Annotated in this window: 12 protein-coding genes; 6 read left to right on the forward strand and 6 right to left on the reverse strand. The window is 65.1% G+C overall.

The features are described 5' to 3' along the window. Window positions 1–158: 158 nt before the first annotated feature. A complete protein-coding gene (locus HLH35_RS00170) occupies window positions 159–1,034 on the forward strand; it encodes a peptidylprolyl isomerase (protein ID WP_182977240.1) in 876 nt (291 codons plus the stop codon). A gap of 101 nt (window positions 1,035–1,135) precedes the next feature. Here the strand turns inward: HLH35_RS00170 and HLH35_RS00175 are convergent, their stop codons facing one another. From HLH35_RS00175 to gluQRS, 3 genes are all read right to left on the reverse strand, one after another. Then, the gene (locus HLH35_RS00175; protein ID WP_182977241.1) at window positions 1,136–2,350 is read right to left on the reverse strand and encodes a pyridoxal phosphate-dependent aminotransferase; all 1,215 of its coding nucleotides are present in this window, start codon (window positions 2,348–2,350) and stop codon (window positions 1,136–1,138) included. Window positions 2,351–2,360: 10 nt separating this feature from the next. Then, window positions 2,361–3,563, reverse strand: coding sequence for a pyridoxal phosphate-dependent aminotransferase (locus HLH35_RS00180; protein ID WP_182977242.1), 1,203 nt, complete (start codon window positions 3,561–3,563; stop codon window positions 2,361–2,363). A 109-nt stretch (window positions 3,564–3,672) separates the two neighbouring features. Continuing rightward, complete coding sequence (gene gluQRS, locus HLH35_RS00185) at window positions 3,673–4,596, reverse strand: tRNA glutamyl-Q(34) synthetase GluQRS (RefSeq protein ID WP_182977243.1); 924 nt, start codon at window positions 4,594–4,596, stop codon at window positions 3,673–3,675. A gap of 177 nt (window positions 4,597–4,773) precedes the next feature. On the opposite strand from gluQRS, the gene HLH35_RS00190 reads away from it, so the two are divergent. Continuing rightward, a complete protein-coding gene (locus HLH35_RS00190) occupies window positions 4,774–5,343 on the forward strand; it encodes an HNH endonuclease (protein ID WP_182968405.1) in 570 nt (189 codons plus the stop codon). A 76-nt stretch (window positions 5,344–5,419) separates the two neighbouring features. On the opposite strand, the gene HLH35_RS00195 is transcribed toward HLH35_RS00190, so the two are convergent. Further along, a complete protein-coding gene (locus tag HLH35_RS00195) occupies window positions 5,420–7,273 on the reverse strand; it encodes a methyl-accepting chemotaxis protein (protein ID WP_182977244.1) in 1,854 nt (617 codons plus the stop codon). A 253-nt stretch (window positions 7,274–7,526) separates the two neighbouring features. On the opposite strand from HLH35_RS00195, the gene HLH35_RS00200 reads away from it, so the two are divergent. From HLH35_RS00200 to HLH35_RS00215, 4 genes are all read left to right on the forward strand, one after another. Then, the gene (locus tag HLH35_RS00200; protein WP_182977245.1) at window positions 7,527–8,294 is read left to right on the forward strand and encodes a glucose 1-dehydrogenase; all 768 of its coding nucleotides are present in this window, start codon (window positions 7,527–7,529) and stop codon (window positions 8,292–8,294) included. Between the two features lie 161 nt (window positions 8,295–8,455). Then, window positions 8,456–8,725: an HU family DNA-binding protein gene (locus HLH35_RS00205; protein ID WP_182968402.1), complete on the forward strand. Its 270-nt coding sequence runs from the start codon at window positions 8,456–8,458 to the stop codon at window positions 8,723–8,725. 130 nt (window positions 8,726–8,855) lie between these two features. Beyond that, on the forward strand, window positions 8,856–9,140 hold the full coding sequence (locus HLH35_RS00210; RefSeq protein ID WP_182977246.1) for a SelT/SelW/SelH family protein: 285 nt from the start codon (window positions 8,856–8,858) through the stop codon (window positions 9,138–9,140). Window positions 9,141–9,385: 245 nt separating this feature from the next. Then, window positions 9,386–9,862, forward strand: a complete 477-nt coding sequence (locus HLH35_RS00215) for a GAF domain-containing protein (protein WP_182977247.1) — start codon at window positions 9,386–9,388, stop codon at window positions 9,860–9,862. On the opposite strand, the gene HLH35_RS00220 is transcribed toward HLH35_RS00215, so the two are convergent. Both HLH35_RS00220 and HLH35_RS00225 read right to left on the reverse strand, forming a co-directional pair. Then, the gene (locus tag HLH35_RS00220; protein ID WP_182977248.1) at window positions 9,795–11,432 is read right to left on the reverse strand and encodes a GGDEF domain-containing protein; all 1,638 of its coding nucleotides are present in this window, start codon (window positions 11,430–11,432) and stop codon (window positions 9,795–9,797) included. The two genes, HLH35_RS00215 and HLH35_RS00220, sit on opposite strands and share 68 nt — an antisense overlap. Then, window positions 11,419–12,438 (reverse strand): polyamine ABC transporter substrate-binding protein, encoded by a 1,020-nt coding sequence (locus tag HLH35_RS00225; RefSeq protein ID WP_246384742.1) that lies wholly within the window; start codon window positions 12,436–12,438, stop codon window positions 11,419–11,421. Before HLH35_RS00225 ends, HLH35_RS00220 begins: the two co-directional genes overlap by 14 nt. Between the last annotated feature and the right edge of the window lie 482 nt (window positions 12,439–12,920).

Genomic DNA, 12,920 nt, shown 5'->3' on the forward strand with positions numbered 1-12,920 from the left:
CAGATAATTGGCGGAAAACATGATGCTGGAAGAATGCCCGTGGCGCTCATCCACCCAGGTGACCTTTCAGCGGATCAGGGACGAAAGGACAGACATAGCCATCCCCCTCTGGTTTCCACGCTTGCCGTAATCCTCTCACCACAGGCATGATCACTCTCATGCGCCGTTTCCTGCCGATCCTCGCCCTGCTCCTGCCCACTGCGGCGGCGGCGGCCCCAAGCCCCAGCCCCTCCGAGATCGTGGCCCACGCGCCCAACACCGCCTGGGCCGACGTGCCACCGGACCGGCTGCTGGTCATGACGCTGGCCGACGGCGCGCAGGTCGCGATCGAACTCGCCCCCCAATTCGCACCAATCCACACCGGCAATATCGTGCATCTGGCACGCGCGCATTGGTGGAACGGTGGCGCGATCGTCCGCGTGCAGGACAATTACGTCGTGCAATGGGCCCCGCGCGACGAAAAGGCCAAGCCACCCGCGGGCTTTGTCGCCCATCCACCAGCGGAATATGATCGCGCGCGTCAGGATATTGCCATTCGTCCCCTGGGCTTTTCCGATCCCTACGCGCCATCGGCCGGGTTCTCGTCAGGATGGCCCGTCGCCGTGGATGGCGACCGGGTCTGGCTCCCCCACTGTTACGGCATGGTCGGCGTCGGGCGCGACATGCCCCCCGATACCGGCGACGGGCAGGAACTTTACGCCGTCAACAGCGAGGCCCCCCGCCAGCTCGACCGCAATCTCGCCATCGTGGGGCGGGTTCTCACCGGCATGGAGCATCTCGGCGCATTGCCGCGCGGCACGGCCGCCCTGGGCTTTTACGCCAGCAAGGCCCAGAACGTCGCGATCCGGAGCATCTCGCTCGCCGCCGACCTGCCCAGCGCCAAGCAGCCGCATCTTCAGGTCATGCGCACCGACAGCCCCACATTCACGGATTACCTGAACGCCCGCGCCAACCGTACGGACCCGTTCTTCGTCCGCCCAGCCCATGGCGTCGCGCTGTGCAATGTGCCGGTGCCTGTGCGGCTGAAACCGTAAAGTCGCGCTGTTCTTTTTTGAAAAAAGAACCAAAAAACCTTTATTCGTTCAGGGACCTTGTGCTGGGGACACGAGATTTCCCTGAACGAACAAATCTTCCACTATCGCAGGCCGGCTACAAATTCGGCGATCCGCGCGCAGGCCTCGCGCAGCACATCGTCACTGGTGGCGCAGGAGAGGCGCAGGTAAGGCCCCAGCCCGAAGGCGCTGCCATGCACGCAGGCTACATGCTGCTCGTCCAGCAGGGCACGGGCAAAATCCTCATCCGTCCGCACCACCTGCCCGCCCCTGCTTGTCCGCCCCAGGCAGCCGGCAATACCCGGATAGGCATAGAACGCCCCCTCCGGCATGGCACAGGTCACGCCGGGAATGGCGCGCAGGGCCTCCACCACCATCGTGCGGCGCCGCGCATAGGTATCGCGCATCTCCGCGATCAGCGACGCCGGCCCATCCAGCGCGGCGGCGGCCGCGGCCTGCGCGACCGAACAGATGCCCGAGGTCGCATTGCCCTGAATCCGCGTCATCATGCGGATCAGCCGCTCCGGCCCACCCGCATAGCCCACGCGCCAGCCGGTCATGGCATAGGATTTCGACACCCCGTTCACCGTCAGGATGCGCGCTGCCAGATCCGGCGCCACGGCAGCCAGCGAATGGTGCCGTGCCCCGTCGAAAACCAGATGTTCGTAGATCTCGTCGGACAGGATCCACGCCTGAGGATAGCGGCGCAGCACCTCCGCCACGGCTTCCAGATCCGCCAGCCCCATCACCGCGCCGGTCGGATTGCTCGGAAAGTTCAGCACCACCCAGCGCGTGCGCGCCGACATCGCAGCCTCAAGCGCCGGCGCCGTCAGGCGAAACCCGTCTTCCTCGCGACATTCGGCAATCACCGGCACGCCGCCGAACAGCCGCGCCGCCAGCGGGTAGCTGACCCAGTAAGGTGCGGGGATCACCACCTCGTCGCCGGCATCGATGGTCGCCATGAAGGCGTTGAAGATCACCTGCTTGCCGCCGTTGGAAACCATGATCTCCGACAGCGCGTATTCCAGCCCGTTCTCACGCGCGAACTTGCGCGCGATCGCGGATTTCAGCGCCGGAGTGCCATCGACGGGCGGATATTTCGTCTGCCCGTCCAGCGCGGCCCGATGCGCGGCCTCGATCACCGCACGCGGGGTGGCGAAATCCGGCTCGCCCAGCGCCAGCGACAGCACCTCATGCCCCTCGGCCCGCAGCGCCCGCGCCCGCACCGCCATGGCGATGGTGGCGGGCGATTCCAGCCGCCCGGTGCGGGCGGCGAAGCCGGGCTCCTCCGATGTCATGTACCGGCCCTCAGCGCAGGCCGGCGCAGAAGCGCTGAATGCGGGCACACGCCTCGCGCAGGCTTTCCGTGTCCGTGGCATAGGAAATGCGGAAATGCCCGGCAAACATGAAGGCCGCGCCATGCACCGCCGCCACACCCTCTTCCTCCAGCAGCGCGGTGACGAAATCCTCGTCATTGCCGATGGTGCGTCCGCCGGCACTCACCTTGCCCAGACAGCCTTCGATCGACGGGAAGACATAGAACGCCCCCTCCGGCCGATGACAGCTCAGCCCCTTGGCCTGGTTGAGCATGCCCACCACCAGGTCGCGCCGGTCCTGATAGGCAGCCACCATCTCGCCGATGAAATCCTGCGGCCCCGACAGGGCCTCCAGCGCCGCCGCCTGGCTGATCGAGCAGGTGCCCGAGGTCGACTGGCTCTGCAGCTTGTTCATCGCCTTGGTCAGCACGGCCGGCGCGCCCGAAAAGCCGATGCGCCAGCCGGTCATGGCATAGGCCTTCGACACGCCGTTCATCGTCACCGTCCGCTCGCGCAACTTCGGCTCCACCTGCACGATGGTGGCGGGCACGAAACCGTCATAGACCAGCTTGTCATAGATATCGTCGGTGAAGATCCACACATCCGGATGCCGCAGCAGCACGTCGCAGATCGGCCGCAGATCCTCGGCGGAATAGGCCGCGCCGGTCGGGTTGCAGGGCGAGTTCAGGAAGAACCACTTGGTCCGGGGCGTGATCGCGGCCTCCAGATCCTCGGCCCGCAGCTTGAAGCCGGTCTCCGCCGGGCACGGCACGATCACCGGCACACCATCGGCCAGGGCCACGATGTCGGGATACGACACCCAGCACGGCGCGGGGATGATCGCCTCGTCCCCCGGATTCAGGGTCGCGACCATAGCATTGTAGATCACCTGCTTGCCGCCGGTGGAAACGATGATCTCGTCGGCCGTGTAATCCAGCCCGGAATCGATACGGAACCGCTCGGCCACGGCCTTACGCAGCGCCAGCGTGCCGGCCACGTCGGTATATTTGGTCTGCCCCTCCGCGATCGCGCGGATCGCCGCGTCCTTGATGTTCTGCGGGGTGTCGAAATCGGGCTCACCGGCCGACAGGCTGATAATATCCTGTCCAGCCGCCTTCAAGGCACGCGCCTTGGTCGAAATGGCGATGGTCTGGCTGGGGCTGACCTTGTTCAGACGGGCGGCGATAAGATCCATGACACCAAGTCCACAGTAACGGGGAAACACACCGGCACCACGGGCGGGCCGATGCGGGCGCACACCGTAATGCGAAGCGCGGGCCGAGGAAACCGCCGATCGCAGCAGATCAGGCCGGCAGGGGCGCTTTTCCCGTCGCCGCGTCGCGCACGGCCTGCGGGCTCCATCCCGCCTCGCGCAGCGCGCGCAGGGTCTGCGCCCGGTCACGCTTGGCCAGCCGCCGGCCATCCTCGTCCAGCAGCAGGGGATGGTGCAGATAATCCGGCGCGGGCCAGCCCATCAGCACCTGCAACAGGCGATGCACCGCCGTCGCGGGGCGCAGATCCGCGCCCCGCGTCACCAGGCTGACCCCCTGCAACGCGTCATCATGGGTGACGCAGAGATGATACGAGGCCGGGCAATCCTTGCGCGCCAGCACCACATCGCCAAACGGCGCGACCGGCGCCGACAGCATCCGCCGCCCGCCCCCATCCCCCCATTCGTGCCAGCTCATGACATCGCCGCCCGCCTCCCGCGTCGCGCGCGCCATGTCCAGCCGCAGCACATGCGGCACGCCCCGGGCAATGCGCTCGGCCCGTTCCGCCGCCGACAGGCCGCGGCAGGCGCCGCCATAGGCCAGCGTGCCGTCGGGGGCCTGATGGGGCGCATGCGCGGCCTCCGCCGCCTCGCGCTTTATGTCGGCACGGGTGCAGAAACAGGGATAGAGCAGCCCCCGCCCCGCCAGCCCGTCCAGCACGGCCCGATAATCCGCCATATGGTCGGACTGCCGGCGGACAGGCCCATCCGGCACGATGCCCAGCCAGGCAAGATCCTCAAGGATCGCCTCTTCATATTCCACCCGGCAGCGGCCGGAATCGATATCCTCGATCCGCAACAGGAACCGCCCGCCCGACTCGCCGGCCGCATTCCAAGCCGCAAGCGCTGCAGCAGCATGCCCCAGATGCAGAAAACCGGTCGGACTGGGCGCGAAACGCGTCACCCAGCCCCGCCCTCCATCCCTATTTCCACCCTGAAAACAGCAGGATGCCGTCATACCGCCACGCTCCCTCACCCGCCGCCCCGCCGCCGGATCGACACGAATGCCCCCGCCTCCCTTGCGGAAACGAGGAATATTTGCGATATAGATTGAAGGTTCTCAACGGCGCATATCATTTGGCGTTCGGATTTTGAGTAACAACGCCCGATGATGGTGTGGCGGCATCGCGAAAGGATGCGCCCCTTGCTTGCTGGCAGTCCACATTATCCGGCCTTGGTCCTGAACGCTGATTTCAGGCCGCTTTCCTATTTTCCGCTCTCGCTCTGGTCATGGCAGGATGCCATCAAGGCGGTGTTCCTCGACCGGGTCTCGGTCCTCAGCGAATATGACGAGGAAGTCCGCTCCCCCAGCCGGTCGCTCCGATTACCCAGCGTCATCGCGCTGAAGGATTATATCCCGACCGCCCGCCGACCCGCCTTCACCCGCTTCAACGTCTTCCTGCGCGACAATTTCTCCTGTCAATATTGCCTGGACCGCCTGCCGACCCACGATCTGACGTTCGATCACGTCATTCCCCGCTGCAAGGGCGGCCGCACCACGTGGGAAAATGTCGTCACCGCCTGTAGCCCCTGCAATCTGATGAAGGGCTCGCGGATGCCGTATGAACTCCACATGTATCCGCGCCGCACGCCCGCCCAGCCTTCCACGTGGGAATTGCAGGAAAACGGGCGCTCCTTCCCGCCGAATTACCTGCATGAAAGCTGGCGGGATTATCTGTACTGGGACAGCGAACTGGATACCTGACCTGTTCCGCCCCGCACGCCTTTCCAGACAGACTTCCTCATTCCGAGCCTGACTGGAAATGCGCGCAGGCAGCCCGTCACCCCGGCAGCAGCGCGGGTTCCACGGCGGCTTTCCGCACCACCGCACTCTTTCCGGGGCCACGCACCTCCGGCAGGCGGAATTTTTCGACCAGACCGTTGAGCCGCCGCCCTTCGCTGGCCAGCCGCCGGGATGTTTCGCTGAATGTCTCGGCAACATTCGTGTTCTGCTGCGTCGTCTGATCCAGCGAACCCACGGCGGCATTGATCTCCGACAGGCTGGACGATTGCTCCTTCGCCGCCACGGCGATGGCATCCAGATGCTCGCCCATCTCGCCGATAAAATCGGAAATCGTCCGCAGCGCCCCGCTGCAATCCCGGACCCGGCTGGAGCCCTCCTTCACGTCGGCGGCGGTCGCGCGGATCACGCTCCGCACATCCCGGGCGGCGTCGGCGCATTTCTGCGCGAGCAGACGCACTTCGCTGGCCACCACGGTGAAGCCCCTGCCCGCATCCCCGGCCCTGGCAGCCTCGACACTGGCATTCAGCGCCAGGATATTGGTCTGGAAGGCAACGCCGTCGATCATGTCCACGATCGCGGCGATCTTTTCCGATCCCCGTTCGATCCGGCTCATCGCCTCTTCCGTCTCCAGCGTGACGGTGCGCGAGGTCGCCGCCGACTCGCGCGCCCGCACGCCGATCCGGTGGGCATTGTCCGACCGCTCCGCCGTATCCGCCACGCTCCGGACAATCCCCGACACCGCCGCGTTCGTCTGCTCCAGCGCCGCGGCCTGATGTTCGGTCCGGCGCGCCAGATTCTCCGCCCCGGCCGCCAGCTCATGGGTCCCGTCGCGGATCACGCGAACGGCGCCCGACATCTGGCCGAAGGCCGCACCAAGCTGGGCCAGGGACTGGTTGAAATCACCGCGCAGGGATTCGAATTCCGCCGAGAACGGGGTCGTGATCTGGAAGGAGAGATCGCCGCCCGCCATCCGCTTCAGCCCGTCGGCCAGCGCGCTGGTGGCCCGCAGCAGCCATTCCCGCGCCTCGGCCTCGGCCTGCTCCTGAATGGCGGCACGCTCGGCTTCCGCGCGCCGGCGCTGGCTCTCGGCATCCCGCTCCAGTTCCTGCTTCGCAATGGCCGCGACACGAAAGACCTCAAGCGAACGGGAAATCGCACCGATCTCGTCCGTCCTGTCCATCGGAAAGACCAGGTCCGTCTCCCCGCCCGCCAGCCTGGTGATGGAGGTATTGATCCACTGAAGCGGCCGCAGAATCTTGTACAGAACCACAAGAACCGCCGCCAGCATCACGACGAACAGCACGCAATAAGCCGCATAGACCCGCCGGATCGTCGTCCTGTAGACAGCCTCCGACTGAACACCGTAAGAGGCCGCATCCTTGATGCTGCCATCGAGGAACGAGGTCAGGGTTTCCGAAACCGTTTCCTCCGCATCGACCAGATCCTGGCCGGCCGTCGCAACGGCATGGGCATGGTCCTGGGCAACCGACCAGTTCTTGAACGTCTCGTCGTGCAGGTCCTTGTACTGGTACCACTGCTCCTGAATGTTATGAAACAGCGCCTGCTCGCGATCCGTGGTGATGAACGGAACATACTGGTCGATGGCATGGGCGATCTTGTCCGAGGCCACGTCGCTCTCGCCCGAGAGCTTCGTGAAATCATCCTGCGACGACGCGGTGAGCTGCGTGATTTCGATGCCCCGGAAATTCTGGATCTCGGTGCGCAGGGTCGAAAGCGCCTTGATGCTCGCAAGCGACTTGTTGGTAATCGCCTCGACCCGGCCATTCACATAGGTCAGGCCCCCTATCGAAAACAGCCCGGAGAACACACAGGAAAGGGCGATAAAAAACAGAACGATACTCAACGACCCTTTGATACCAAGCGATCGCACAGGCCACCCTTTCGCTATGTGTGGCGCCCGTTTCCCGACACGATGAACGCACGCCGCCGCCCATGGCCGGAATGGCAGGGACAGGCGCGCGAACCTACAATCAATCCACCGGCCGAATTATGAAGATTATATTTACTTTGCCGGCCGACCGTCGGCAGGCCCGCAAGCCGGCCCCGCATTCTTGATCCAGATCATGGAATCCGGGCGCACGCACCCCCATACTGCGCCCCATTTCTGATCATGGAGCGCCGTCATGGCACGTGTTTCCGGCAAAGTCGCGATCGTCACGGGCGCATCCCTCGGCATCGGCAAGGCGGCCGCCTTGATGCTGGCCCGCGAGGGTGCGAAGGTCGCCGTCGCCGACCTGAAGGAAGATGAAGGCCACGCCGTCGTGGCCGAAATCGAGGCGGCCGGGGGCGAGGCCCTGTTCGTCCCGCTGGATGTCAGCCGCGAAGATGAGTGGACGCTGGCCATCGCCGCTGTCCTGGCGCGCTTCGGGCGGCTGGATATCCTGGTCAACAATGCCGGCATCGCCTATTCCGGCACGGTGGAAAGCACCAGCCTGAACGACTGGCGCCGCGTGCAGTCGATCAATCTCGACGGCGTCTTCCTGGGCACGAAGGCCGCCGTCGCGGCGATGAAGGACCATGGCGGGTCGATCATCAACCTGTCCTCGATCGAGGGGCTGATCGGCGATCCGACCCTGGCCGCCTACAATGCCAGCAAGGGCGGCGTGCGCCTGTTCACCAAATCGGCGGCCTTGCATTGCGCCCGCTCCGGCTACCGGGTCCGCGTCAACTCGGTCCATCCCGGCTATATCTGGACCCCGATGGTCCAGGGCCTGACCGGCGAAACCGCCGACCAGATCGCCGCCCGCAAACGGCTGGAGGCGCTGCATCCCGTGGGGCATCTGGGCGAGGCCGACGACATCGCCTACGGCATCCTCTACCTCGCATCCGACGAATCGAAATTCATGACCGGCAGCGAACTGGTCATCGATGGCGGCTATACCGCACAGTAAGCACCGGTTTTACAGGGCGAAGAGCCGCTACCAGCCGCTTTTCGTCCACACACGTGCCAAAAGGCGATGTTTCAGGCACATTTCGTTACGATGGGATTAGACATTTTTCCGGTCCCGCTGCTACCGTCCCGACATCTTTAACCATTGGGACACGCTCCTCCATGAGCAAGGCTTTCATCGCCGCCGTTCTTCAGGATTCTCTTAACTGCACGGGCGTTGCCGCCGGCAAGGCCGCCAACGACCTGATCGATGCGATCGTGGCCACGTTGCACGAGGAAGGCGGGTTCACGCTCCCCTCCTTCGGCACGTTCACCGTGCACAAGACGAAGGCCCGCAAGGCACTCAATCCCCGCACCGGCGAGTCGGTAAAGGTCAAGGCCGGCAAGACCGTCCGCTTCAAGGCCAGCCCGAACCTCAAGAAGGCGGTCTGACCCACCCCAACCGGCATCGGAGGGGCGGCCGGTCCGCCCCCCATGCATCCCTTGCGGGGCCGGCCGCGTTCCCACCCAGGGCCGGCCGGGCGGAATGGGCCCGCCCATCGCCCAGGGAAAGGCCCCCGCCATGCCCACCCAGCACCCGCGCCTGACGATCCGCTACTGCATCCGCTGCAACTGGCTGCTGCGCGCGGCCTGGATGGCGCAGGAACTCCTTTCGACCTTCGGCGCCGCGCTGGGCGAGGTCGCGCTGATCCCCGACGACAGCGGCGGCCGCTTCGAGATCATGCTGGATGACAGCCTGCTATGGGAACGCACGCGCGACGGCGGCTTCCCCGGCCCGAAGGAACTGAAGCAACGCGTGCGGGACGTTATAGATCCGGAGCGATCCCTAGGCCACACCGACCGCTAGGAGGCGGCTGCAAAAGCCCCGCTGGCGGCGGCCTGACGGCGGTTTCCTGCGCTTCGGTGCTCACGGCCCGTAAGGCCGCTCCGCTCCGATGCTCGGAAACACACGCCGGGCGCGGCCCTGCGGGCCGCTCTCGCTCACCAGCCCACATTTCCAGGCAGGCTTTCCATCCACCATAATGGCTCCGCATTCCACTTCATCGCGCTTCGCAGTATGACGGGCTGACGTTCGATGACCGGAGCATGTCCATGACCCACCAGCCTGCCGATCAACGCGTCACCCCTGACGACCTGCTCGGCAATGTCGAGGCGATCCTGGCCGGAGAGCCCGATCTCATCGCCAATGCGGCGAATGTCGCCGCCCTGCTGTTCGAGGCGCTGCCCCGCATCAACTGGGCCGGCTTCTATTTCCTGCGCGACGACCAGCTGGTCCTGGGGCCGTTCCAGGGCCGGGTCGCCTGCACCCGCATCCCGCTTGGCAAGGGCGTCTGCGGCGCCGCGGCCAGCCAGCGCGAGACCATCGTGGTGGCGGACGTTCACGCCTTTCCCGGCCATATCGCCTGCGATGCGGCCTCAGCCTCGGAAATCGTGGTTCCGCTCATCGCCGGCGACCGGCTGATCGGGGTGCTGGATATCGACAGCCCGATCCGCGACCGCTTTACGCCGCAGGACCGGAAGCTTGTGGAAGAGGTGGCCGCATTACTCGTCCGCGCTCTTCCGGCATGACGTTCCGCTCCAGGGCCACCACGGCGGTGCCATCGGGGGGCAGGTCGGCGTGGAAGGCCACCGTATTCCGGCCCGCGGCCTTGGCATGATACATCGCATGGTCCGCGCACAATAGCAGATGCGCCGGTGTATCGGCGTCACCCGGCACCGCCGCCACGCCGATGCTGGCGGTCACGGGATAGGTGACGGCATCGACGCGGAAGCCCCCGCGAAACCTCAGCAGAAACGCGTCGATCAGCCTCCTGACCACGTCCCCACGCGGATCGGCCAGGATCAACGCGGTGAATTCGTCGCCCGACAGCCGCGCCACGACCCCCATCGCCTCGGCACCGCCCTCGGTCGCGTCGCGCACCGTGGCGGTCAAGGCGTTCGCCACCGCGCCCAGCAGCGCATCTCCGGTCCGGTGACCATGCACGTCATTGACCTGCTTGAAATTGTCCAGGTCGATGAACAGCATCGTCAACGGGCGGCCGGTCGTGACGCTGATATGAAAGAACTGGTCCAGCTTGTCGTTGAAATAGATCCGGTTGCCGATCCCGGTCACCGAATCCGTCTCGTACAACTGCCGGATCTGGCGCAGCGATCGCGTCAACTGGCCATGCAGCATCCGCACGTTCGCCGCCAGCCGGCCGACTTCCCCCAGATCGGGCACGTCGATATCGTTCCGGCGATTTTCCGTGATCGCCGTCACCTGGCGGTCCAGTTCCTCGACCGGCGCGATGATATAGCGGCGCACCAGCATCATCAGCACCCACACCGAGATCACACTGAGGCCGATGACAAACAGGCCGGTCACGGCGGCAAAGCGCGTCAGCGGGCCGCGCAGATAGGCGACGGAGGGGGTTTCATGCGCATAGAGGCCCGGAGCCAGCTCGATACCGGCGGATAATTCCCGATACGATCTCTGCGGCGTGCCGCTCAGTTCGACCGGCGCGCCATATTCGTGGGCCATGGTGCGCCGGATCGTCTCGAAACGGCGGGGGCGCACCGCAACCTGCATGACGAGCGACTGATCCGGCTGTGGCCCCACCAGCCCCACGCCCCCGCTACGCGCCTGCACTTTCGCCGCCATCACCAGATAGGTCGTGTCATCCCCTTCGGTCACCAGTCCCGAACGCGAGGCCACCTCGTCATTCAGCACCGCATGCGCGAATGCCGACTGGCCCGTCCCCAGTGTCTGGAACGGGTCGGACCCGTTGTCGAAATAGAAGATCTGCCTGCCATCCGACTGAAAGACGCTGCACGACACGCTCGTCCCGTCATTGGGAACCAGCGATTGCAGACTGTCCTGGACACCGATCGCCAGAACCCTCGTCCGGTATTCGGCGTCGCTTTCATCGATAAAGGTCAGGAAGGCGGAGCTGTTGCGCACGACATACAGCAATTGCGAATCCAGCGACGCATATTCGGCATAGGCGCTCTGGAGTTGCGACAGATTCTGCTGAAGCCTGGCCATGTTCTGCGTGATCAGGGCATGACGGTACCCCAGGTACGCCGCCCCGCCCGCCAGGATATGACCCAGCAGGACAATGGGGAACAGGACCGCGAAGGCGCGTCTATTGAGTGTCATGGATCGTCAGCAGGGCACTGAGGATACGGCGCCGCAGCGGCAGGCTGTCGGTCGGAAAGGGCCCGCGATAGATGATGGGATAGCCCGGCGGCGGATAAATCTGCGGGTCGTCGCGCATCCTGCCCGGCAGCAATGCGGCCGCATGCGGGTTGGTCGGCGGCTGGCGCAGGAAGATGGCATTCGCCGCCCCATTGTCCGGCTGCGCCAGAAACGCGACGAACCGTTCCGCCAGGCCCGGATTATGCGCACGCTTCAGCACGACCAGGCAGTCGGTCCACACCATCGCCCCCTCGCGCGGCGTCACGAAACGCCAGACCTCCTTTCCCCCGCCGGCCATGTTCAATGTCTTCTGGTCTCCCGTTCCGCCCAGGCCGATAAAGATCTGGCCCCTGACATCCCGACGCTGCTGCGCGGTCGATGGCAGCCCGTAGGTCAGCACGGCGGGCGCCTGCGCGCGCAGCAGTTCGAAGGCCCGCCGCAGATCCCCCGGATCGCCACTGTTCATCGGGCGTCCCATGAAATTCAGGGCGGCAGCCAGCAATTCCTCCTCGTCGTCGGTCATGGCGATATGCCCCGCCAGGGCGGGCCCCGGCTTCAGCAGATCCGCCCAGGATTCCGGGGCCTCCTTCAGACGATCGGCGCGATAGACAATCCCGGTATTCCCCCAGCTATAGGGCACGCCGTAACGCCCGCACATGCCGCGCCACCGCTCCTCGCTCCGCGCCGTCTCGGGCAGTGGCAGGCCGGACTGGTCCAGCAGCAGCCCCCGCTCGCCAAATGCCTCAACGTGCGCACTGTCGATCACGGCCAGATCGATCGGCGCATTGACGTTGGCGATCAGCAGGTCCCGCCGATCTCCATTATCAAAGACGATCTGGTTGATCTCGACGCCGGTCATGGCTGTCCACGCTCGTACCACGTCGGGACTGATTCCCCATTTCCAGACAAGCAGGTTCAAGGCATTCGCATGCGCGGCGAAAGGCTGCAGGACCGACAGGGCCAGCATGAAAACGCCCATCCCCACCAGGACAGCCCAACGGGGACACCGGCCCGTCGATGCCCCGACGCGACCAGCCACCAACGCCGCACGCTTTCCGCGCACGGTACCCCACGCCGCACTCCGTCCCCGGCAGCACACCCGCCCGACAGATCGCCCTTTCAAACAGCCTCCCCGACAGGCTCGCACCCCATCCCAATCCGTCAAAAAATCGCCTTGTCAGGCAGTGTTGTATCCGCATGCCCATATCGGTGGTCGCAACGGAGAAAGATAAGCAATCGCAATCGCGTCCAGCCGTCGCCAAGCATTGCGGACGTGCTATTACGCATTTCGCTCTCGCAATCAACTCTCCAGAAGAGGCAGCGCATGCGGCAGGCCGAAATTGCCGAACGCCTTATAATCCCTATCACAATCGCGCGCGCACGACAGGAGTTTGTTTCGATTCCGAATTAATGATTATAATTAACAACAATATTGATAACAATGATGCG

The organism is Gluconacetobacter asukensis (assembly GCF_014174375.1).
Taxonomy (GTDB): domain Bacteria; phylum Pseudomonadota; class Alphaproteobacteria; order Acetobacterales; family Acetobacteraceae; genus Gluconacetobacter; species Gluconacetobacter asukensis.